The organism is Ruegeria sp. CDSC002 (assembly GCF_059610905.1).
In genome coordinates, this window is sequence record NZ_JBXWOM010000004.1 from 1 (window position 1) to 21134 (window position 21134).

The 21134-nt window shown below is 55.4% G+C and carries 36 protein-coding genes; 34 read left to right on the forward strand and 2 right to left on the reverse strand.

The features are described from left to right. The 9 genes from AC2FJE_RS08340 to AC2FJE_RS08380 all read left to right on the forward strand — a co-directional run. Positions 1-183, forward strand: a 183-nt coding sequence (locus AC2FJE_RS08340; protein ID WP_496691896.1) for an EF-Tu C-terminal domain-related protein, incomplete at its 5' end; no start/stop codon positions are given. Between the two features lie 300 nt (positions 184-483). After that, a complete protein-coding gene (locus tag AC2FJE_RS08345; RefSeq protein ID WP_496755697.1) occupies positions 484-1287 on the forward strand; it encodes an FkbM family methyltransferase in 804 nt (267 codons plus the stop codon). 296 nt (positions 1288-1583) lie between these two features. Further along, positions 1584-1898: a 30S ribosomal protein S10 gene (rpsJ, locus tag AC2FJE_RS08350; RefSeq protein WP_008756422.1), complete on the forward strand. Its 315-nt coding sequence runs from the start codon at positions 1584-1586 to the stop codon at positions 1896-1898. A gap of 18 nt (positions 1899-1916) precedes the next feature. Then, a complete protein-coding gene (rplC, locus tag AC2FJE_RS08355) occupies positions 1917-2642 on the forward strand; it encodes a 50S ribosomal protein L3 (RefSeq protein ID WP_058272361.1) in 726 nt (241 codons plus the stop codon). Next, positions 2639-3256, forward strand: coding sequence for a 50S ribosomal protein L4 (rplD, locus tag AC2FJE_RS08360; protein WP_050605826.1), 618 nt, complete (start codon positions 2639-2641; stop codon positions 3254-3256). Before rplC ends, rplD begins: the two co-directional genes overlap by 4 nt. Continuing rightward, entirely contained in the window at positions 3253-3549 is a 297-nt protein-coding gene (locus AC2FJE_RS08365) for a 50S ribosomal protein L23 (RefSeq protein ID WP_058272362.1), read from the forward strand. Before rplD ends, AC2FJE_RS08365 begins: the two co-directional genes overlap by 4 nt. A gap of 134 nt (positions 3550-3683) precedes the next feature. Then, positions 3684-4694, forward strand: a complete 1011-nt coding sequence (locus tag AC2FJE_RS08370) for an aldose epimerase family protein (RefSeq protein ID WP_496760854.1) — start codon at positions 3684-3686, stop codon at positions 4692-4694. A 272-nt stretch (positions 4695-4966) separates the two neighbouring features. Then, on the forward strand, positions 4967-6001 hold the full coding sequence (locus AC2FJE_RS08375; RefSeq protein ID WP_109312777.1) for a fatty acid desaturase: 1035 nt from the start codon (positions 4967-4969) through the stop codon (positions 5999-6001). A gap of 245 nt (positions 6002-6246) precedes the next feature. Further along, positions 6247-6423, forward strand: a complete 177-nt coding sequence (locus AC2FJE_RS08380; protein ID WP_050605905.1) for a hypothetical protein — start codon at positions 6247-6249, stop codon at positions 6421-6423. Positions 6424-6612: 189 nt separating this feature from the next. On the opposite strand, the gene AC2FJE_RS08385 is transcribed toward AC2FJE_RS08380, so the two are convergent. After that, positions 6613-7752: an MBL fold metallo-hydrolase gene (locus AC2FJE_RS08385; RefSeq protein WP_160116543.1), complete on the reverse strand. Its 1140-nt coding sequence runs from the start codon at positions 7750-7752 to the stop codon at positions 6613-6615. A 146-nt stretch (positions 7753-7898) separates the two neighbouring features. Between AC2FJE_RS08385 and AC2FJE_RS08390 the strand changes: the two genes are divergently transcribed. The 21 genes from AC2FJE_RS08390 (at position 7899) to rpmD (ending at position 18113) form a co-directional block, all read left to right on the forward strand. Next, the gene (locus AC2FJE_RS08390) at positions 7899-8471 is read left to right on the forward strand and encodes a TetR/AcrR family transcriptional regulator (RefSeq protein ID WP_496755696.1); all 573 of its coding nucleotides are present in this window, start codon (positions 7899-7901) and stop codon (positions 8469-8471) included. Positions 8472-8737: 266 nt separating this feature from the next. Further along, complete coding sequence (gene rplB, locus AC2FJE_RS08395) at positions 8738-9580, forward strand: 50S ribosomal protein L2 (RefSeq protein WP_008757664.1); 843 nt, start codon at positions 8738-8740, stop codon at positions 9578-9580. Positions 9581-9583: 3 nt separating this feature from the next. Beyond that, positions 9584-9862, forward strand: coding sequence for a 30S ribosomal protein S19 (rpsS, locus tag AC2FJE_RS08400; protein ID WP_010437056.1), 279 nt, complete (start codon positions 9584-9586; stop codon positions 9860-9862). A gap of 3 nt (positions 9863-9865) precedes the next feature. Then, positions 9866-10246: a 50S ribosomal protein L22 gene (gene rplV, locus AC2FJE_RS08405; RefSeq protein ID WP_039538267.1), complete on the forward strand. Its 381-nt coding sequence runs from the start codon at positions 9866-9868 to the stop codon at positions 10244-10246. Then, positions 10246-10956 (forward strand): 30S ribosomal protein S3, encoded by a 711-nt coding sequence (rpsC, locus tag AC2FJE_RS08410; RefSeq protein WP_058272367.1) that lies wholly within the window; start codon positions 10246-10248, stop codon positions 10954-10956. Before rplV ends, rpsC begins: the two co-directional genes overlap by 1 nt. A gap of 12 nt (positions 10957-10968) precedes the next feature. Further along, positions 10969-11382: a 50S ribosomal protein L16 gene (gene rplP / locus AC2FJE_RS08415; protein ID WP_058272368.1), complete on the forward strand. Its 414-nt coding sequence runs from the start codon at positions 10969-10971 to the stop codon at positions 11380-11382. A 163-nt stretch (positions 11383-11545) separates the two neighbouring features. After that, positions 11546-12094, forward strand: a complete 549-nt coding sequence (locus tag AC2FJE_RS08420; protein WP_282120538.1) for an amino acid synthesis family protein — start codon at positions 11546-11548, stop codon at positions 12092-12094. A 49-nt stretch (positions 12095-12143) separates the two neighbouring features. Continuing rightward, on the forward strand, positions 12144-12764 hold the full coding sequence (locus tag AC2FJE_RS08425) for a 2OG-Fe(II) oxygenase family protein (protein WP_496760923.1): 621 nt from the start codon (positions 12144-12146) through the stop codon (positions 12762-12764). A gap of 257 nt (positions 12765-13021) precedes the next feature. Beyond that, positions 13022-13228 carry a cold-shock protein gene (locus tag AC2FJE_RS08430; RefSeq protein WP_010437077.1) on the forward strand — a complete coding sequence of 69 codons (207 nt, stop codon included), beginning with the start codon at positions 13022-13024 and terminating at the stop codon, positions 13226-13228. A gap of 185 nt (positions 13229-13413) precedes the next feature. Continuing rightward, positions 13414-13632 (forward strand): hypothetical protein, encoded by a 219-nt coding sequence (locus tag AC2FJE_RS08435; RefSeq protein WP_282153871.1) that lies wholly within the window; start codon positions 13414-13416, stop codon positions 13630-13632. 193 nt (positions 13633-13825) lie between these two features. Beyond that, complete coding sequence (gene rpmC / locus AC2FJE_RS08440; protein WP_037311745.1) at positions 13826-14032, forward strand: 50S ribosomal protein L29; 207 nt, start codon at positions 13826-13828, stop codon at positions 14030-14032. Between the two features lie 4 nt (positions 14033-14036). Next, positions 14037-14267, forward strand: coding sequence for a 30S ribosomal protein S17 (gene rpsQ / locus AC2FJE_RS08445; protein ID WP_058272371.1), 231 nt, complete (start codon positions 14037-14039; stop codon positions 14265-14267). A 76-nt stretch (positions 14268-14343) separates the two neighbouring features. After that, complete coding sequence (gene rplN / locus AC2FJE_RS08450; RefSeq protein WP_008757934.1) at positions 14344-14712, forward strand: 50S ribosomal protein L14; 369 nt, start codon at positions 14344-14346, stop codon at positions 14710-14712. 2 nt (positions 14713-14714) lie between these two features. Continuing rightward, entirely contained in the window at positions 14715-15026 is a 312-nt protein-coding gene (gene rplX / locus AC2FJE_RS08455; protein WP_058272372.1) for a 50S ribosomal protein L24, read from the forward strand. Continuing rightward, complete coding sequence (rplE, locus tag AC2FJE_RS08460) at positions 15019-15579, forward strand: 50S ribosomal protein L5 (protein WP_058272373.1); 561 nt, start codon at positions 15019-15021, stop codon at positions 15577-15579. The genes rplX and rplE overlap by 8 nt, the downstream gene beginning before the upstream one ends. A gap of 19 nt (positions 15580-15598) precedes the next feature. Beyond that, the gene (gene rpsN / locus AC2FJE_RS08465) at positions 15599-15904 is read left to right on the forward strand and encodes a 30S ribosomal protein S14 (RefSeq protein WP_010437098.1); all 306 of its coding nucleotides are present in this window, start codon (positions 15599-15601) and stop codon (positions 15902-15904) included. Between the two features lie 13 nt (positions 15905-15917). After that, a complete protein-coding gene (rpsH, locus tag AC2FJE_RS08470) occupies positions 15918-16310 on the forward strand; it encodes a 30S ribosomal protein S8 (RefSeq protein ID WP_008757119.1) in 393 nt (130 codons plus the stop codon). A 12-nt stretch (positions 16311-16322) separates the two neighbouring features. Then, positions 16323-16856, forward strand: a complete 534-nt coding sequence (gene rplF, locus AC2FJE_RS08475) for a 50S ribosomal protein L6 (protein ID WP_058272374.1) — start codon at positions 16323-16325, stop codon at positions 16854-16856. An 11-nt stretch (positions 16857-16867) separates the two neighbouring features. Beyond that, complete coding sequence (gene rplR / locus AC2FJE_RS08480; RefSeq protein WP_010437103.1) at positions 16868-17227, forward strand: 50S ribosomal protein L18; 360 nt, start codon at positions 16868-16870, stop codon at positions 17225-17227. A gap of 115 nt (positions 17228-17342) precedes the next feature. Beyond that, the gene (rpsE, locus tag AC2FJE_RS08485) at positions 17343-17912 is read left to right on the forward strand and encodes a 30S ribosomal protein S5 (RefSeq protein WP_058272455.1); all 570 of its coding nucleotides are present in this window, start codon (positions 17343-17345) and stop codon (positions 17910-17912) included. 12 nt (positions 17913-17924) lie between these two features. Then, positions 17925-18113, forward strand: a complete 189-nt coding sequence (gene rpmD / locus AC2FJE_RS08490; RefSeq protein WP_008757946.1) for a 50S ribosomal protein L30 — start codon at positions 17925-17927, stop codon at positions 18111-18113. 101 nt (positions 18114-18214) lie between these two features. Here rpmD and AC2FJE_RS08495 read toward each other — a convergent pair whose 3' ends face one another. Further along, complete coding sequence (locus AC2FJE_RS08495; RefSeq protein WP_496755695.1) at positions 18215-18646, reverse strand: MarR family winged helix-turn-helix transcriptional regulator; 432 nt, start codon at positions 18644-18646, stop codon at positions 18215-18217. Positions 18647-18723: 77 nt separating this feature from the next. Here AC2FJE_RS08495 and AC2FJE_RS08500 point away from each other — a divergent pair, with 77 nt between their 5' ends. From AC2FJE_RS08500 to AC2FJE_RS08515, 4 genes are all read left to right on the forward strand, one after another. Beyond that, positions 18724-19092, forward strand: coding sequence for an antibiotic biosynthesis monooxygenase family protein (locus AC2FJE_RS08500; RefSeq protein ID WP_496755694.1), 369 nt, complete (start codon positions 18724-18726; stop codon positions 19090-19092). Between the two features lie 21 nt (positions 19093-19113). Continuing rightward, a complete protein-coding gene (locus AC2FJE_RS08505; protein ID WP_496755693.1) occupies positions 19114-19557 on the forward strand; it encodes a hypothetical protein in 444 nt (147 codons plus the stop codon). A gap of 206 nt (positions 19558-19763) precedes the next feature. Further along, positions 19764-19979, forward strand: coding sequence for a DUF1127 domain-containing protein (locus AC2FJE_RS08510; protein WP_108861242.1), 216 nt, complete (start codon positions 19764-19766; stop codon positions 19977-19979). A gap of 199 nt (positions 19980-20178) precedes the next feature. Next, positions 20179-21018: a hypothetical protein gene (locus tag AC2FJE_RS08515; RefSeq protein ID WP_282171058.1), complete on the forward strand. Its 840-nt coding sequence runs from the start codon at positions 20179-20181 to the stop codon at positions 21016-21018. Positions 21019-21134 lie beyond the last annotated feature (116 nt).

Genomic DNA, 21134 nt, shown 5'->3' on the forward strand with positions numbered 1-21134 from the left:
ACGACTGACGTGACCGGCACCGTGACTCTGGCAGCTGGCACCGAGATGGTTATGCCCGGCGACAACGTGTCGTTCGAGGTTGAACTGATCGCACCGATCGCGATGGAAAACGGCCTGCGTTTCGCCATCCGTGAAGGCGGCCGCACCGTCGGCGCCGGCGTCGTGTCGAAAATCGTCGAGTAAGGCGCGCTTGTCGCGCCTGGTTGCGGCAGGCTATTTTCCTCAGGGAAATCTGCCGAGAGCAACACGGTGAGAAACCAAAGAAGGCCGCTCCGTCCGGGGCGGCCTTTTTTTCATTTTGCGGTTTCTGAACCACGTTTGTCCGCAAAGCAAACTGTCCGAATTTGCCCTTCTGTTGCTGAACTGCTCAGAGTTTGAAACACCCCTCCGATAAGACGGTTTGATGAATTACCCTGCGGCTCAGACACCGACCCAGAACCAGCCGTTCATTCCGAGTTGTAGTATTTCCGAAGAAGTGCTTTTTTGAAAACCGCCGCCAAAAAACAGGCGTTAGCCCACAAGGAGTACTTTGAAATGGACGAAACCGTACAAAGGCTGTCCAGACGTTTGAAACGACGCGGATACCAGGTTTTGCCAAACAAGGAAACGGGCGAATATATTAACAGTCTCGGTTTCCAGGTTCAGACAGTATTTGATGTTGGTGTTGCCGGCGGCACAGCGCATTTGTATGCGGCGTTTCCGGATTCAAAATTTGTTTTGATCGAGCCGATTGCAGACTATGAAACAAAGCTACGAAGAAAATGGGCGGACAAAATCAATTTTGATTTTCACGCCTGCGGTGTTGGGGCGGAAAACGGGCAGACAACGCTGCGTATCCCAACGGTCGGTGCCCGATCATTTGGAACGCGCGCGACTATGCTTGAGTTCGATGATTCTGCTACGGCGCACATATCGAAAATCGAAGAAAGACAGGTGCCCGTGAAAACACTTGACGAGATCGCTTCGACCTACAAAGGACCTTTCGGCCTTAAGATTGATACCGAAGGTTTCGAAATCGAAGTAATTCGGGGCGCGTCGGAAATGCTGAAAAACTGCGCATTTGTCTTGGCCGAGGTTTCAACACGCCGTCGTTATCAAGGCGGCTACAAGTTTAGCGATTTTGTTTCGGTTATGGCAGGTCAGGGGTTTGAACTGCACGATTTCATCAGACCGCCGTCGCCGCAGGCAACCGATTGCGACGCGATTTTTGCACCTTTTAACAGCCCTTTGTTTGACTTTCGGGATTTGAAGCTATCGCGCATTGCAGCGAAGGGCGTAAAGCCGTAGGAGGAAGTCGTTCTTTCCTTCTAGATACGTGCGCCCATGGGCACGGGTAATTCCGGTTTTGCCGCGATAATACTTGGTTGATGCGGCGTGGCGGGTTCGAGATGTTTGGCGGCAGTCAAATCCAGAATTAGTAAGCCTGAAAAACCCCTTGCCAAACCCCCCACACCCCTGTAGATCGCGCGAGTTCTCTACAAGAACATCGAGGCGGGGTGATTCCCGCCTTTTGGGTTCGAAGAGGGTTGGCGATGCGCGCTTGTCCTCCTCTCAACCTCAACGCCTGATAAAAGGCTGTTATTATGCAAAGCCAAAACATCCGTATTCGGCTGAAGGCATTTGACTATCGCGTTCTGGATGCCAGCACGCAAGAGATCGTCAACACTGCCAAGCGGACCGGCGCGAACGTGCGCGGCCCGATCCCGCTGCCGAACAAGATCGAGAAGTTCACGGTTCTCCGTGGCCCTCACGTTGACAAGAAATCCCGCGACCAGTTCGAGATCCGCACGCACAAGCGTCTGCTCGACATCGTTGATCCGACCCCCCAGACCGTTGACGCGCTGATGAAGCTCGACCTCGCCGCTGGTGTGGACGTCGAGATCAAGCTGCAGTCGTAAGATCGGAGGGTATAGATTATGCGCTCTGGTATTATCGCAAAAAAAGTAGGCATGACCCGCCTGTTCATGGAAGACGGCAAGCAGATCCCTGTGACCGTTCTTCACCTGGACGGCCTGCAGGTCGTTGCACAGCGTACCGCTGACAAAGACGGCTACACCGCCGTTCAGCTGGGCGCTGGTGCTGCCAAGGCAAAACGCACCTCGAAGGCCATGCGCGGTCACTATGCCGCTGCAAAGGTCGAGCCCAAGCGTAAGCTGGCCGAGTTCCGCGTCTCCGAAGATGGCCTGATCGAAGTGGGCGCCGAGATTTCGGCAGAACACTTCCTGGAAGGTCAGAAGGTTGACGTTTCGGGTACCTCGATCGGTAAAGGCTTTGCCGGTGCAATGAAGCGCCACAACTTCGGTGGTCTTCGCGCCTCGCACGGTGTTTCGATCAGCCACCGTTCGCACGGTTCGACTGGCCAGTGTCAGGATCCGGGCAAGGTTTTCAAAGGCAAGAAGATGGCCGGTCACATGGGTGCTGCCCGTGTAACCACCCAGAACCTGGAAGTCGTCAAAACCGACGCCGACCGTGGTCTGGTCTTCATCAAAGGCGCCGTTCCCGGACCGAAATCGGGCTGGGTTACCGTCAAGGACGCCGTCAAGAAGAAAGCACCGGAAGGCCTGCCTTTCCCGGCAGCCGTAAAAGGTGCTGCAACTGAAGCACCTGCGGAAGAAGCTCCCGCGGAAGGTGGTGAAGCATGAAACTTGATGTAATCAAACTGGACGGCGGTAAAGCCGGCAACATCGAGCTGGATGCCGATCTGTTCGGCCTCGAGCCGCGCGCGGACATCCTGCACCGTGTGGTCCGTTGGCAGCGCAACAACGCGCAGGCTGGCACCCACAAGGTCAAGACCCGCTCGGAAGTGTCCTACTCGACCAAGAAGATCTATCGCCAAAAAGGCACCGGTGGCGCACGCCACGGCGCTCGCTCGGCACCGATCTTCCGGGGTGGTGGCGTTTACAAAGGCCCGGTCGTGCGTTCGCATGGTCATGACCTGCCGAAGAAGTTCCGTAAACTCGGTCTGCGCCACGCGCTGTCTGCCAAAATGGCAGCTGGTGAACTGGTTGTGATCGAAAACGCCGAAGCCGAAGGCAAGACCGCTGCACTGGCCAAACAGGTTGCAAACCTGGGCTGGAAACGCGCTCTTGTCATCGACGGGGCGACCGTGAACGAAGGTTTCCTGAAGGCGTCGCGCAACATCGAAGGTCTGGACATCCTGCCGTCGATGGGTGCAAACGTTTATGACATCCTCAAGCGTGACACTCTGGTGCTCACCAAAGCGGCTGTCGAAGCACTGGAGGCTCGTCTGAAATGAGCGCGAAGGCAGAACACTACGACGTGATCCGCAAGCCGATCATCACTGAAAAGTCGACCATGGCGTCTGAGAACGGCGCGATTGTCTTTGAAGTGGCGATCGACAGCAACAAACCGCAGATCAAAGAAGCGGTTGAATCGCTGTTTGGTGTCAAGGTGAAGGCGGTCAACACCACCATCACCAAAGGCAAAGTCAAGCGGTTCCGCGGCCAATTAGGCAAGCGGAAAGACGTCAAAAAAGCATATGTGACCCTGGAAGAGGGTAACACCATCGACGTAAGCACCGGTCTCTGATCGGACTCGTCTTTGGAAAAAAATAAAGGGCCCCTGCTGAAGCAGGGGCCTTTTTTGTTGGCGCAGCTCGTTTGGTCGCGTTGAACTTGGCCCGGACCTATGCACAGTGACCTCTAGGCAGTGAGACGGGTGATATGCAGGCTGAACAGCAGGTTCGCGATTTCGGGAAAACCCGGGATGGTCAGATCGTCAAAAGCATCGATATCGGGCAGGGGACGCTTTCTGCGCGTATCCTGACCTATGGCGCAACGCTGCAGGATCTGCGTTTGCAGGGTTTTGAGCATCCTCTGATATTGGGGTGGCCAGAGATTGCAGGCTATGAAGACAGCACTGCTTACCTAGGAGCCATGGTGGGCCGTTGTGCCAATCGGATCGCGCGCGCGTCATACAGTTTGGATGGTGCAAACTACCAGCTGGATCGCAATTATTTGGGCACTCATACGTTGCACGGCGGAACGCAAGGTATGGATTGTTTGGTCTGGGAAATTTCCAGCGTTACACCGGGCGCGGTCACTTTGCAGCTGACCCTGCCTGATGGCCATATGGGCTTTGGCGGCGACTTGGAAGTGACGGTGACCTTCCGAGTCGAGGCGGAGGCTACATTGAGTATCGAAATGGAAGCGCGGACAACGTCGGCAAGCCTCTGCAATCTGACCCCGCATATCTACTTCAACCTCGACGGCGGCGCAGACATCCGCCAGCACGAACTAATGGTGCGCGCAGAACACTACACCCCTGTTGACGGGGACCTCATTCCCACAGGCGAAGCGCTTAGCGTTGAGGGCACGCCCTTTGATCTGCGGTCACCGCGACCTTTGGGGGGCTGGGCATATGATCACAATTTCTGCCTGTCCGATCAGCGTCTGGCTTGTCGTCCTGTGGCGACGCTGACCGGATCGTCCTCAGGTCTTTCGATGCATCTAGAGACGACCGAGCCGGGTTTGCAGGTCTATTCTGGTGCGTCTTTTGATGAAGGTCCACGCATTGGCTTGGGTGGCCAACCCTACGGCCCTTATTCGGGCGTCGCTTTGGAACCACAGGTCTGGCCCGATTCAATCAACCAGCAAGGGTTTCCAAGTGCGGTATTGCGCAAGGGTCAAACCTATCGCCATGTTTCGCGATACGTGTTTCAGGGCGAGGATTAAGGTCAGGCGGTTCCATGGCCAGTTGGGTCGCCGGAAAAGGGAAAAAAAGCACTTTTTGATCTAGGCAGAGGGTTACACTATCGATGTGAGCACCTATCTCTGATCGGATCCGCCTACGGATAAGCGTGAGGGTCGCCGCGAAAGCGGAGGTTTTCTTGTGCAACAACACCAGAGAAAATGAGCGCGACACATTCGCCTCAACCAGAATTCGCTTGCTATGCCGGATCGGTAGTCTATGCGGTTTCTACAAACATAAGTGACATGGCAGACGCATGACAAAACCCTATCTCTCGACCCCGGACAAACCGGATGTGACCGCCGCGCGGGATTGGGTTACGACACTTGCCAAATACCGCGAGCCGAACCAGTGGCGCAGCTCCTTTGAGCTGGGTGTCAGTATTATCCCTTTCTTCTTGCTATGGGCGCTGTCCTGGATGTCGCTTTCGGTCAGCTATTGGTTGGCTTTTGCGATTGCCGTTCTCAACGCGGCCTTCCTGCTGCGCTTGTTTGCGATCCAGCATGATTGTGGGCACGGAGCGTTCTTCAAGAACCGGTCGGTCAGCGACTGGGTTGGGCGGGTCATTGGTGTATTGACCCTGACGCCTTATGACGTCTGGCGTCGCACGCATTCCAACCATCACAACAGCTCGGGGAATTTGGACAAACGGGGAATGGGCGATATCCACACTTTGACAGTCACCGAGTACCGGTCAAAGACGCCCATGAACCGGTTCTGGTATCGGGTTTATCGCAACCCCATTACACTGTTTGTCCTTGGCCCCGGCTACCTGTTTCTGTTCCAGAACCGCCTCCCGCTGGGTTTGACGGGCAGCGTCAGGTTTTGGGTCAGCGCGATGAGCACCAACCTTGCCATTCTGGCTGCGCTCGTGGCCGTATACTATTTTGGCGGCCTGATGCCGGTGCTGCTGATCTTTCTGCCCTCAACCCTGATTGCCGCGACCGCGGGCGTGTGGCTGTTTTACGTACAACACCAGTTCGAGGATACGCATTGGGACGCTGATAAGGACTGGCAACTGCATGAGGCTGCCTTGCACGGCAGCTCGCATTACATCCTGCCATCCGTGCTGCAGTGGTTCAGCGCCAATATCGGCATTCACCACGTGCACCACCTGTACAGCCGCATCCCGTTCTATCGCCTGACCGAAGTGCTGCGCGACCATGATGAGCTGGCCAACAGCAACAAGATGACCATCCGTGAGAGCCTCGCCAACGCGCGGTTGCATCTGTGGGACGAAAATAATCGCCGTTTGTTGTCCTTCGCCGAGGCGCGCGCGCTGTATGGGTGAGGGGTGTTCCGCTGGGTGGAGCACAACGGGAAAGACGTCAAGAAATAGCATGTGTCCCTGGAAGAGGGTAACACCTTCGACGTGCCCACCGGCCTCTGATCGGAGCTGCCCTTGGGAAATGACGAAAGCCCCCCACGCAATCGGGAGTTTTTATTATTTGAATCTCTGTTCTGAACCTGCTCTGTCAGATTGGCCCTGAGAAGCTGCCGTTGCTTCGACTGCGCAGAGCAGATAGGCATACACGTATGAAACATGTCCCCAAAGAAACAACAGATGAGGCCCTTATTCAGGAGTTCCTGGATAAAGGAGGCAAAGTCAGCGTCGGCAAGACCAAACCCGCGCCTGCAGAGCTGGGTTTGAGCAAGAATGTCTGGAACGCCAAACTGACCAAAGAAGAGAAGGCCGCGCGCGACAAGAAGTGATTGTGCGAGGCCGGTTGGGCAAGCAGAAAGACTTCAAATAGATATGTGCCCCTGGAAGAGGGGAGCACACATCGACGTGTCCAGCGGTCTCAGGTCGAATTCGTTTTGGGAGCGACAAAGGCCCCAGCGCTAGCAGGGGCCTTACTTTGTGAGGATTGGTACCAAGCTGTTTTGGCACGCTGATCGTGTTTAGTAGAGATCGCCGTCCGAAGCCTGCAGGATGTTGACCACGCCTTCGTCGATCATCTCTTGCAGAACGCTGAGCCGGTCAAAGTCTTCAGGGCTGTTGTAGTTCTGAACATGAACCATGACGATTCCTTTGACGCCGCTATCATCTTGTAACTTCTTCATGTCGCTGGGGAACATGTGGTAGGCGCCGATGACCTTCACTTTTTCTTCCTCGGAGTCACCGCCCCAAGGTGCGTACTTGATATTCTTGCGGGTAATGCCCTCGATAAATAGTAAGTCAGCATCTTTGGCTGCATTCACCAGGCCTTCCGAGTAGTGCCCGTCGCCGCCAAAAACGAGAACACGGCCGTCGGGTTTCGTCGTAAACCTGTAGGCGTGGGTATTCTCTAAAAACCCGTGCGCTGTCGGGAAGGCTTCGACCAGAACATTGTCATCTTCGAAAATCTTACGTCCGTTGACGTCAACATGTGGCCAGACCGGCACCCCAACTGCGGTTGCGCCGTCAAATTTCTGCACTGTCGATCCTTGTGCCATTTCGTTGCGGTCAATGCGCCATGCGTCGTTGATGCTGGCCATCATCTCGTCGACACCGGCGGGGCCGTAAACTTTCTTGTCGACGACGGCCAGGTTCGACCCGAATTTGAACGGATTCAAAATGAAAGACGGCAATCCAACGGTATGATCTTCGTGCAGGTGGGTCAGGAACATGTATTTGATGTTCGGGACGTTCATGATCGTTGCCAGATCCATTGCGCCCTGAGACTGAACCGATTTACCCAGCGCGCGCCACCAGCCTTCTCCAGCGTCAATGAAATAGGGATAGTCGTTTACTATTACCGCCAGAGCCGGGCCATAACGATAGGGGTTGGGATTCGGGTCGCCGCTTCCCATGACCAGAACTTTGGACGGCTTGTCGGTAGGCGAGCGATCTAGTGGCCCTCGGTTCTCAAATATTGGCCAGTTTCCGGGCGAACTGAAGGCCGTCTTCATATTCTTCATTTGCGTGAACGGCACGTTGAGATGGTTCTGCTCTGTTGTTGCAGCACCGGCCGCAAGATTTTCTTCCCAGGTTTGCGCAGTTGCAGTTGCGGCAATGACGCAAGCTGTCGCGAGCGTTGCTGATAAAAGTTTCTTAGGCATCGTACATCCCCCTTTAGGTCTGAAAACCTCAACCATTCGAATATGTATATTGGGTACCTTTTGGTATGTTACATACTTAATGGTCTGTAAAGTACTTTTTGGTATGTACGCCTTGACGGAACGCAATTTTGGCTTAAAAAAAGGGCATGCGCGACGCTGAAAAATCCCCGCCTCTTCCTCGATATGACCGTGAAAGATGGTTAGAAACAGCCCTTAATGTCCTTGCGACAGAGGGGGGTGCCCGGCTGCGAATCGACTCTCTCGTCAAAAACCTGGGAGTCACGAAGGGCAGTTTTTACCACCACTTCAAAAACCGTGATGAGTTTGTTCGGGCGCTGATCGACTACTGGTCCAAGGAGTTTACGGAGTCGGTCATCAACGATGTCAATACGTCCGAGGCTTCACCGTCAGAGCGTCTGTTGTCGTTAACGCAATATGTCGAGTCTGAAGGACTTGATCAATTTGATATTGCTTTCCGATCTTGGGCGGCTCAGGACCCCGTCGTGGCCGAAGCCCTGAAAGAAGTCGATCGCAGGCGATATGAGTTTGTGAAGGGGGTTTTTGAGGCTATTGGATTTGAGGGGGCCGAACTGGAAATGCGGGTCCGGCTGTTTCTTGTATTTGTCAGCGCGCGCCGGTCTGTGTACACGCCACAAAGCGCGTACGATTCAGCAAGCGAAACGCTCCTGAGGCATGAATTTCTCACTAAAAAACGCTAATTGGTATACGAACCAACAAGAGGTTCTAAAGGCACTCCTTCGACCAGGGAATAAAGGGGGAGTGAGACACATACATAATGTTTTTGATTTCTATAGACACCCACCCCCAACACTGCTAAACGCACCCAATCTTACGGCCTCGGATTCGTTCCGGGGCCTATGATATTTGAAACCCGGGACCTTCGGGGCCCTATACCTTTGGCACCTACGGGGGCCTATCACATAGCGGGGAAATCCCCGCACTTGCTAAACGGAAGACAGAAAGCATGGCACTCAAGTCGTACAAGCCGACGACGCCGGGCCAGCGCGGGCTGGTGCTGATCGACCGTTCGGAGCTTTGGAAAGGACGTCCGGTCAAGTCTCTCACTGAGGGTTTGACCAAATCGGGCGGCCGGAACAACACCGGACGGATCACTTCACGCCGCCGCGGCGGTGGCGCAAAGCGTCTCTACCGGATCGTTGACTTCAAACGGAATAAATTTGATGTCGCGGCAACCGTCGAACGGATCGAATATGACCCGAACCGGACCGCATTCATCGCACTGGTAAAATACGAAGACGGCGAGCAGGCATATATCCTGGCTCCGCAGCGTCTGGCTGTTGGTGACAAAGTCGTGGCATCCGCCAAGGCTGACATCAAGCCGGGCAACGCAATGCCGTTCTCGGGCATGCCCATCGGTACCATCGTCCACAACATCGAGATGAAGCCTGGTAAAGGCGGTCAGATCGCACGTGCGGCTGGTACTTACGCTCAGTTCGTTGGTCGCGATGGCGGCTACGCTCAGATCCGTCTGAGCTCGGGCGAGCTGCGCATGGTCCGTCAGGAATGCATGGCCACCGTCGGTGCCGTGTCCAACCCCGACAACTCGAACCAAAACCTCGGTAAAGCCGGTCGTATGCGCCACAAAGGCGTGCGCCCGTCGGTTCGTGGTGTTGCAATGAACCCGATCGATCACCCGCACGGTGGTGGTGAAGGTCGTACCTCGGGTGGCCGTACACCGGTTACTCCATGGGGTAAGGACACCAAGGGTAAGCGTACCCGCAACAAGAACAAAGCGTCCCAGAAGCTGATCATCCGCTCGCGGCACGCCAAGAAGAAGGGACGTTAATCTATGTCTCGCTCTGTTTGGAAGGGTCCTTTCGTCGATGCTTATGTGCTCAAAAAAGCCGAAGCAGCGCGCGAGTCGGGCCGCAACGAAGTCATCAAGATTTGGTCGCGTCGTTCCACCATTCTGCCCCAGTTCGTGGGTCTGACCTTTGGTGTGTACAACGGCCATAAGCATATCCCCGTCAACGTCTCGGAAGACATGATCGGTCAGAAGTTCGGTGAGTATTCGCCAACTCGTACCTATTACGGTCACGCCGCTGACAAAAAAGCGAAGCGGAAGTAAGTCATGGGCAAGGAAAAGAACCCCCGCCGCGTGGCTGAAAACGAAGCAATGGCGAAAACACGCATGCTTCGCACTAGCCCGCAGAAACTGAACCTGGTTGCGCAAATGATCCGCGGCAAGAAAGTTGAGAAGGCTCTGACCGATCTGACTTTCTCGAACAAGCGTGTCGCGCAGGACGTCAAGAAGTGCCTGCAGTCCGCAATCGCCAACGCCGAGAACAACCACAACCTGGACGTTGACGAGCTGATCGTCGCCGAAGCATGGGTTGGCAAGAACCTGGTCATGAAGCGCGGTCGCCCGCGTGCCCGTGGTCGGTTCGGCAAGATTATGAAGCCGTTCTCGGAGATCACCATCAAGGTGCGTCAAGTTGAGGAGCAAGCCTAATGGGTCATAAAGTAAATCCGATCGGCATGCGCCTGCAGGTGAACCGCACCTGGGACAGCCGCTGGTACGCCGACACCAAGGACTACGGTGATCTTCTGCTGGAAGACCTCAAGATCCGTGAGTTCATCAACAAAGAGTGCAAGCAGGCCGGAATTGCACGTGTGATCATCGAACGTCCGCACAAGAAGTGCCGCGTTACGATCCACACCGCACGTCCCGGTGTCATCATCGGCAAGAAAGGTGCAGACATTGAAGTGCTGCGCAAAAAGCTTGCTCACATGACTGACAGCGAACTGCACCTGAACATCGTCGAAGTGCGCAAGCCCGAGCTTGACGCGCAGCTTGTTGCCGAGTCCATCGCTCAGCAGCTGGAACGTCGTGTTTCGTTCCGTCGCGCAATGAAGCGCTCGGTTCAGAACGCCATGCGCATGGGCTCTCTGGGTATCCGGGTGAACGTCGCTGGCCGTCTGGGCGGCGCCGAAATCGCACGGACCGAGTGGTACCGCGAAGGCCGTGTGCCTCTGCACACGCTGCGCGCCGACATCGATTACGCACAAGCCGAAGCGATGACCCCCTACGGGATCATCGGGATCAAGGTCTGGATCTTCAAAGGTGAGATCATGGAGCACGATCCGCAGGCACGTGACCGTAAAGCACAGGAACTCCAGGACGGCCCTGCACCTCGTGGTGCTGGTGGCGGTCGTCGCTAAGGAGGGAAAGATATGCTTCAACCAAAGCGTACTAAATTCCGCAAGATGCACAAAGGCCGGATCAAGGGTGAAGCCAAAGGCGGCTCTGATCTGAACTTTGGCACCTATGGTCTGAAAGCTCTTGAGCCTGAGCGTGTAACTGCACGCCAGATCGAAGCTGCACGTCGTGCCATGACGCGTCACATGAAGCGTCAGGGCCGTGTCTGGATCCGCATCTTCCCCGACACCCCGGTCACTGCAAAGCCGATCGAAGTTCGTATGGGTAAAGGTAAAGGTTCGGTCGACCGCTGGGCATGCAAAGTCAAGCCTGGCCGCGTGATGTTCGAGATCGACGGCGTCAATGACGACATCGCACGTGAGGCCCTGCGTCTGGCCGCGATGAAGCTGCCGATCAAGACCCGCGTAGTGATCCGCGAAGACTGGTAAGCGATTGGGCGAAAGCCCTTCGTAACAAGATTAACCCCCGTCGGGACACCGGCGGGGGTTTTCTTTTTCGTCAGCCTATTGTGATCCATCCCATCGTATCGTGAAAGAAGTCGACGATTGTCCATGGCCCCCATAGGCTGACAATTGTGAATGGGAGGGTCATATGTTTCAACTGCGCAAGAAGGTATTCATCAAAGAGGTCATAACCACCGATCAATTGGGGCAACTATGTGCTCCGGTCTGCCGGGTTGCAGCTTTGGCAGTCATACAGAACCCACTCGCCGGTAAATTTTCGGAAGACTTGTCCGAGCTGTTTGAAATAGGTGGTGCGCTCGGCGCAGACCTCGCGGCCGAGGCTGTTTCTCAACTCGACGGTTCTCCGATTTCGTATGGTAAAGCAGCGATTGTTGGCGCGAATGGCGATCTCGAACAAGGCGGCGCACTGATCCACCCGAAACTTGGCGCTCCTATGCGTGCTACAGCGGGTGGGGGCGAAGCTGTCATTCCGTCCAATGCCAAGCTCGGGGCACCGGGATGTTCAATCGATCTGCCGCTTGGGCACAAGGACAACCCGTGGTCCTTTGACCATTTCGATACCATGACTTTGAATATTCCGGATGCGCCGAAACCGGATGAGATCGTCATGTGTCTGGCCTACGCAGATGGCGGACGCCCGATCCCGCGCTGCGGTTCGGGACCGGTCAAAAACTGAAGGCTGGCTGGGGCTGGTCTTGGGTCAGGGCTTGGGCTATGCCCGGCCCATGGCACAGATTGAATCACTCTTCGTTACCCGTCTTTATCGCGCAGCCCTTTCCGAATTCGCTCCCAAGATCGATCCCGCGGAAATGGAAAATTCCTGTCTTGTCATCGCCGAGGATGATGAGGCCGGGCAGGAATGGTGCGAAGAAAACGGCTATCCCGGCTACACCAGCTATGCCTCGCTGACCGATCTGCCCTGGCGGTTCCCGATCTTTGCCGATCTGGTCAAAGCGTTGGATCAGCATGTGGCAGCCTTTGCCAAGGATCTGGAGTTCGATCTGGGCGAGGGTGAATTGAAGCTCGAAGACCTGTGGATCAACATTCTCCCCGAAGGCGGAATGCACTCCAGCCACCTGCACCCGCACAGCGTGATTTCCGGCACGACCTATGTGGCGATGCCCGAAGGGGCAAGCGCGCTGAAACTGGAAGACCCCCGCTCGGCCCGTATGATGGCGGCACCGACGCGGCTAAAGGGCGGGCGGCGGGATTTGCAGCCGTTCATCTATATGAAGCCGCAGGTGGGAGATGTCTTGCTGTGGGAAAGCTGGCTGCGACATGAGGTGCCAATGAATATGGCTGAGGATGAGCGCATCAGTGTCAGCTTTAACTACAAGTGGGAGTGAGCCGCGGGTCACGACACAGCAATTGTACTAATGTAGCGATTGCGGGACGAATGGGCGGCGCCCCCGCCAATCACTTTTCACTTCGAGTTGTCGAAAAACCTTGCAATATGTGTCGTCATGAACCATGTGAGGCACGCTTACGTTTTTCTTTTTCGACCACTGTCTCCCGAATCTTCGGCGTTCAGTCTCTCGATCCAGACCTACAACGCCGCGCTGTCGCAATTCCGCGGACAGCAATTTAATAGGAGACTACGGATATGGCCAATGGCACCGTAAAATGGTTCAACACAACTAAAGGTTTTGGCTTCATCGCACCGGAGACCGGTGGCAAAGACGTGTTTGTACACATCTCTGCTGTTGAGCGCTCGGGTCTGACCGGCCTGGCCGACGACCAGAAAGTAACATTCGACATCGAGCCCGGCCGTGACGGTCGCGAGTCGGCTGTGAACATCGCTCTGGCGTAAGTCACTTAGACTTAGACAGTTGAAGACGCGGTCTCGTGCTAACGAGGCCGCGTTTTTCGTTTGTGGAAGGTAGTGCCAAAATTGCGATTGACTGCACTGCGACGCACTGATGAAGATCGCCGCGAAGGAAGTGATCGGTGTTAGCTTTGACAACAAGTGGTATAAACCCGTGTCTCAGGCAGGCCATGGAAACTGCTACTCCAGTATTTTGGGGGGGCGTGTTGGTGCTGTTTCTGCTGATACTTTATCGAACGGGTTGGAACGTGAGAGAGAGCATTCTGGCGATCATAGGTTTGCGCGGAATGCGAAACATCACCCCGGTTGAATTGGTTGTTTCGGCGGTGACGATCAGCGCAACGTTTTATGTCCTGCTTCAAGCTTTGGAAGCCTGCAAACAAATATAGTTTTTACTTGGCTAGTTTGCTTACATTCTCATGCGCCAAACTTTCCCTTGCCACCCACTGCTGAACCCCCTATAGAGCGGCATCTTGCGTTCCCCTGGCCGAGTCGGGGGATTCGTATGTCTATCATTCATCCACCAGGTCAAAGGTGACCCTGTAAGGGGCCTTCTGGTGTTTTGAGCAAAGGAAAAAGGCGATGAACGCCCAAGAACTGCGTGACAAGACCCCGGACCAGCTCCGCGAGGAACTGGCCAACCTGAAGAAAGAAAGCTTTAACCTGCGCTTTCAACAGGCAACCGGTCAGCTGGAAAGCACCGCCGGCATCAAAGCGGCCCGCCGCAACGCTGCCCGCGTCAAAACCATTCTGAACGAAAAGGCCGCTGCTGCGGCATCGGAGGAGTAATCCTATGCCCAAGCGTATCCTGTCCGGCACCGTAACCAGCGATGCCAACGCACAAACCGTAACCGTGTCCGTCGAGCGCCGCTTTACGCATCCGGTTCTGAAGAAAACCATCCGTAAGTCCAAGAAATACCGGGCTCACGATGAAAAGAACGCCTTCAAGGTCGGTGACTCTGTTCGCATCATCGAATGCGCGCCGAAATCGAAGACGAAACGTTGGGAAGTTCTGGAAGCGTAAGCTTTCAGGATTTTTCCATTTGTCGAAACCCTGGGGGATCTAACCAGACCAGCCCCCACAGGTCGGGAGAAACCACATGATCCAGATGCAGACCAATCTGGATGTCGCTGACAACTCCGGCGCACGCCGAGTTCAGTGCATCAAGGTCCTGGGTGGTTCCAAGCGTAAATACGCCTCCGTCGGCGACATCATTGTCGTCTCGGTGAAGGAAGCCATCCCGCGCGGCCGCGTAAAGAAAGGTGACGTCCGTAAGGCCGTCGTCGTACGCACCGCCAAAGAAGTCCGTCGCGAAGACGGCACCGCGATCCGTTTTGATCGCAACGCCGCCGTCATCCTGAACAACAACAACGAGCCCGTAGGTACACGTATCTTTGGCCCGGTTGTTCGTGAACTGCGTGGCAAGAACTTCATGAAAATCATCTCGCTCGCTCCGGAGGTGCTGTAATCATGGCTGCTAAACTCCGCAAAGGCGACAAGGTCGTCGTGCTGGCCGGCAAGGACAAGGGCAAAGAGGGAACTATCACCTCGGTTAACCCATCTGCCGGAAAAGCTGTTGTTGACGGTATCAACATCGCCATCCGCGCCACTCGCCAGACACAAAACTCTCAGGGTGGTCGTCTGCCTCAGGCAAACCCGATCGAGTTGTCGAACTTGGCTCTGCTGGACAAGAACGGCAAAGCAACTCGCGTTGGCTTCCGCATGGAAGGTGACAAGAAAGTGCGCTTCGCCAAGACCACGGGGGACGTGATCGATGCTTGATAACGCAACCTACACCCCGCGTCTGAAAGCTCAGTACGCTGAAACCATCCGTGCCGCTCTGAAAGAAGAGTTCGGCTACAAGAACGACATGCAGCTGCCCAAGCTGGACAAAATCGTTCTGAACATCGGTTGTGGTGCCGAAGCGGTCAAAGACTCGAAGAAAGCGAAAGCTGCTGTCGAGGATCTGACTGCGATTGCTGGTCAACAGGCTGTTTCGACCAAGGCGAAGAAGTCGATCGCTGGCTTCCGCGTCCGTGAGGACATGCCGTTGGGTGCGAAAGTGACCCTGCGCGGTGACCGGATGTACGAATTCCTGGATCGCCTGATCACCATCGCGATGCCACGTATTCGTGACTTCCGCGGCGTGAAGCCGTCTTTCGATGGTCAGGGCAATTTTGCCATGGGCATGAAAGAGCACATCGTGTTCCCGGAAATCGACTTCGACAAAGTTGACGAAGTCTGGGGCATGGACATCGTAATTGCCACCACAGCGAAAACCGACGCTGAAGCAAAGGCACTGTTGAAAGCTTTCAACATGCCGTTCAACGCGTAAGCGCCGGGAGGATTGAGACATGGCTAAAAAAGCAATGATCGAACGCGAGAAGAAGCGCGAACGCCTGGTGGCCAAATATGCCGCAAAGCGTGCCGAGCTTAAAGAAATCGCGAATGACGAGAGCAAGCCGATGGAAGAGCGTTTCAAAGCGCGTCTGAAACTGGCGAAACTGCCGCGCAACAGCTCGGCTACTCGTCTGCACAACCGCTGTCAGCTGACCGGTCGTCCCCACGCTTACTACCGTAAGCTGAAGGTCAGCCGTATCGCGCTGCGCGAGCTGGGTTCTGCTGGTCAGATCCCCGGCATGGTGAAATCGAGCTGGTAAGGGAGAGAATGATATGAACGATCCTATCGGCGATATGCTCACCCGTATCCGCAACGCGCAAATGCGTGGCAAGTCCACCGTTTCCACCCCGGCTTCCAAGCTGCGTGGTTGGGTTCTGGACGTGCTGGCGGACGAAGGTTACATCCGTGGCTACGAAGCGACGACCGGTGAAAACGGTCATCCGGCCATCGAAATCAGCCTGAAATACTACGAAGGCACCCCTGTCATTCGCGAACTGAAGCGGGTCTCTAAGCCCGGTCGTCGCGTATACATGGGCGTCAATGACATCCCGCAGGTCCGTCAGGGTCTGGGTGTGTCGATTGTCAGCACTCCGAAAGGTGTGATGTCGGACCAGAACGCACGCTCCAACAATGTTGGTGGCGAAGTGCTCTGCACCGTCTTCTAAGGAGGTCTGTCAATGTCTCGTATTGGTAAACGTCCGGTCGAATTGCCCAGCGGCGTAACTGCCTCGGTTTCCGGCCAGACCATCGAAGTCAAAGGCCCGAAAGGCGCCCGCAGCTTCACTGCGACTGACGACGTTACGCTGTCGGTCGAAGATAACGTGGTTCAGATCAACCCCCGCGGTATGTCCAAGCGCGCGCGCCAGCAGTGGGGCATGAGCCGCACAATGGTCGCAAACCTGGTGACCGGTGTGACCGAAGGCTTCAAGAAAGAGCTGGAGATCCAGGGTGTTGGTTACCGGGCTCAGATGCAGGGCAACACCCTGAAGCTGAACCTGGGCTACAGCCATGACGTTGATTTCGTCGCTCCGGAAGGTGTCACCATCACCGCGCCGAAGCAGACCGTGATCATTGTGGAAGGTAACGACCAGCAGCAGGTGGGCGAAGTCGCGGCGAAAATCCGTGAATGGCGCCGTCCCGAGCCCTATAAGGGCAAAGGCATCCGCTATAAGGGCGAGTTCATCTTCCGCAAAGAAGGCAAGAAGAAGTAAGGACGCAAACAATGGCAAACAGCAAAAGAACCCTGTTTCTGAAGCGCCGCCTGCGCGTTCGGAACAAACTTCGCAAGGTCAACGCGGGTCGTCCGCGTTTGTCCGTGCACCGTTCGAACAAGAACATCTCTGTTCAGTTGATCGACGACGTACGTGGCGTGACCCTGGCCTCGGCCTCAACCCTGGAAAAAGATCTGGGTGTTGTTGGCAAGAACAACGTCGAAGCGGCCACCAAAGTGGGCGCGGCCATCGCCGAGCGTGCCAAAAAGGCGGGCGTCGAAGAGGCCTATTTCGATCGTGGCGGCTTCCTGTTCCACGGCAAAGTGAAGGCTGTCGCCGACGCTGCGCGTGAAGGTGGTCTGAAGATCTAAGACTTGCGGGCGGGTTTCGATCCGCCCCGATGATCCGGGGGCCTTGGCAATGCCGGGGCCCACTTGGATTGAACAAACGACGCCGCAAGCGTCACCAAAGAAAAGGGATGCCAAAATGGCAGAACGTGATAACCGCCGGGGCCGTGGACGTGACCGCGACGAAACTCCGGAATTCGCAGATCGTCTGGTTGCGATCAACCGCGTATCGAAAACCGTAAAAGGTGGTAAGCGCTTTGGCTTCGCCGCTCTGGTGGTCGTAGGCGATCAGAAAGGCCGCGTCGGCTTTGGCAAAGGTAAGGCGAAAGAAGTACCTGAAGCCATCCGCAAAGCGACTGAACAAGCTAAGCGTCAGATGATCCGCGTGCAACTGCGCGAAGGTCGTACCCTGCACCACGACATCGAAGGCCGTCATGGCGCCGGTAAAGTGGTTATGCGCAGCGCACCTGAAGGTACCGGTATCATCGCCGGTGGTCCGATGCGTGCCGTGTTCGAAATGCTGGGCGTAAAGGACGTTGTGTCCAAGTCGCTGGGCTCGCAGAACCCGTACAACATGATCCGTGCCACCATCAACGGCCTGCAGAAAGAGCAGAGCCCGCGTTCGGTTGCACAGCGTCGTGGCAAAAAGGTTGCTGACATCCTGCCCAAGCGGGACGAAGCACCAGCTGCTGCTGAAGCAGAAGCATAAGGAGAGCGACCCATGGCAAAAACCATCGTCGTCAAGCAAATCGGTTCCCCGATCCGTCGCCCCGCTGAGCAGCGCGCAACTCTGATCGGCCTGGGCCTGAACAAGATGCACAAAACCCGCGAGCTTGAGGATACCCCCTCGGTCCGCGGCATGGTCAACAAGATCCCGCATCTGGTTGAGATCATCGAAGAGCGCGGCTAAGCGCCTTGCTTCTAAGAGCTAGAAACGCCTCCGATCAGTTCGGGGGCGTTTTTTTGTTTGAGGGCAGTGTTGGCTGTCGCCTCACCCGATGTGGTTTTAGTTCAACTTGAACGTATTCCGCTTATTACCCGCCGCATATAGTCCATGAACTGCGCCCGCTCAGGCTCAGTCAGAACCTGCATGGCTTGGGAATTCACGTTCTGGGCCGACTCATAGGCGCTGTTTCTAAGTGCGGCGGCCTTTTCGGTTAACCAGATCAACTGGGCCCTGGCGTCAGCGGGGTTTTTCGTTCTTTTGATCAAGCCGTCGCGCTCCATACGGTTGAGTGTGTTGGCCAGGGTCGCTTGTTCGACGTCAATTCTGGCCAGCAGATCCTTTTGGGTGACCCCGTCTTTGAGCCATAGCTCCAGCAAGACTGGGAACTGTCCAACAACGATGCCCAAAGGCGCAATGTGGTGCTGCAGCTCTTTCGCGAACAATCGCGCCATGTGATTGACCAGATATCCGGCCGAGTTCTCTTTTTCGAAATCCATGCTTGAGATTTACACTTGAATAGCAAGCTATGCAATAATATATAGCAAGCTATACAAAAGAATGGAAAGGAATCGAAATGGCTCATATCGAAGAGATGGATAAGGTCGTCACACTGGCTGATCAGATGCAGGCCGAGGAAGGCCCTGTGGTGCTGATCAACATATTTACAGTGGACGCGAAAGACGAAGAGGCGCTGTTGAAGGCCTGGGCACATGATGCTGACTTCATGAAGTCCCAGTCAGGATATATATCGACTCAGCTTCATCAGGGGATCGCTGGCAGTTCGACTTTCGTGAACTACGCGATCTGGCAGGACGTCAAAAGCTTTCGCGACGCCTTCACCCACCCAGAGTTCCAGCGTCGAATCGCAGACTATCCCGAAAGCGCCGTGGCGCGTCCACATCTTCTAAGAAAGCTCACAGTCGAAAACCACTGCGTCGCCTGATGCCAAAAGCGGAGTAGGCACATGATAAAATCAATTCACCCCATCGCCGGTAAAATAGGATTCCTGACAATATTCATGTTCTGGACATCCACTTTGTACAGCGAATTGTTTGCGACCCATGCGACTGTCGCGGCCGTAAAGTCCATGATCGTCAGCGGGCTGTTTATCCTTGTGCCCGCGATGGTGATCGTGGGTGCATCCGGCATGTCCCTTGGGCGTCGACGCAAGGACGCACCGGCGCTAGCCAAGAAGAAGCGAATGCCGATCATCGCGATGAACGGTCTGTTGATCCTTGTTCCCGCTGCAATCTTCCTGAACGCGAAAGCGAGCGCTGGTTCCTTTGACATCAGTTTCTACGCTGTGCAGGTCGTTGAGTTGCTCGCTGGTGCCACTAACCTCACTTTGATGGGGTTGAGTATACGCGACGGCCGGGCGATGACTGCCCGCAGAAGGCGTGCGGGATAGTAGCTGCACCAGTAGCCGCCGCTTACTCCCATGCAATTGGTCTCACAGCAGCGCGACCCGCTGCTCAGCTATTCAATAGATGCATAACGGCTAGACCGAAACTTCGGTTGTTAGCGATATCGCCCGGGCCTATCTCAGCCCTGTCCAAACAAGGAACGCAAACAGTTTCCGGGGAATTCGCCCCGGGCAGAGAAAGGAAATACATCATGGCTCACACAGCAACATATTCCCGCGACGGCTTTGGCCTGAGCGCCCGCATCGCGAACTTTTTCGAGCGCGTCAAAGAGGCAAATGCCCTGCGTGCTCAGTATGATCAGACTTATTCGGAATTGCAGAGTCTGACAGATCGTGAACTGGACGACATCGGCGTTCGCCGCTGCGATATAAAGGACATCGCTCGGGACCACGTTTATTGTTCGTGACCTTACCGACAACCTGATCAAGAGACGCCTGAGGGCGTCTCTTTTGATTCCGGGGTGCTCTTGGCACAGTCGACAGGAATTTCGCCCCAACCGTTGCGACCTAGCGGGAAATGGGCCAAATACGCGATAGGGCACCTGTCGGTGCCGTAACCAAGAACAACACGAAGGGCCGGAGCCGGTGAAAGAGTATCAGGTTGGCATGCTTTGGATTGAAGGCCCACTTAGCTTTCTCGAGCAGTTGTGCATCAAGTCCTTTCTGGATGTCGGCCAACATGTCCGCCTTTATACTTACGGGCCGGTCACAAACATCCCTGAGGGTGTCGAAGTGCGTGACGCGCGGGAAGTACTGGCAGATGATGAGGTGATCCTACACAAGCGCACGGGCAGTCCCGCTCTGCATTCCGACAAGTTTCGCGTCCAGATGTTGGCGAAAGTGCCGGACATAATCTGGGCCGATACCGACGCGTATTGCGTCAAACCCTTTACAACTGAAAACGGTCATTTGCATGGCTGGCTAGCCGCGCACGAAATCAACGGTGGGGTGTTGGCTTTGCCTGCGGACAGCGCAACGCTGTATGATTTGATCGACTACACCAATAATCCTTATCGCATTCCGCATTGGCTGTCGCCCAAGCAACGCCGACCGCTTATTGACATGGCTTTGGCTGGTGAAACGCCACACGCAAGCGATATGCCGTGGGGTATTTGGGGCCCACGCGCCCTGACCTGGCTTTTGAGGGACAATAACGAGGCTCGTTTTTCGCAGCCCCAAGACGTTTTGTACCCTGTAACCTACAGGGCTCGGCGGGCAATGGTACGATCCAACGGAAATGCCGAGCGGTTCCTTACCGAGAACACCATGTCGATCCATTTCTATGGCCGTCGCATGCGTTCGTTCATACTCAATCGGTTCAACGGAATCCCACATCCGGAAAGCATGGTTGGCCGGCTGGTCGAAAAGCATGGGATCGACCCGCACGCAGCACCCTTGCAGAAAAAAGCCGCAACGGAAGACCTTGCCGACGTGTCTGACGAATGACGTATAGGGGCTGCGGGCTTGCCAACTTGTCCCAACAGTCCTATACGCCTGCGGTGGCTTTGCGCCATACGAATCAAAACCAAGAAATGCCGTGTCTGACCCATCACGCTTCGCGG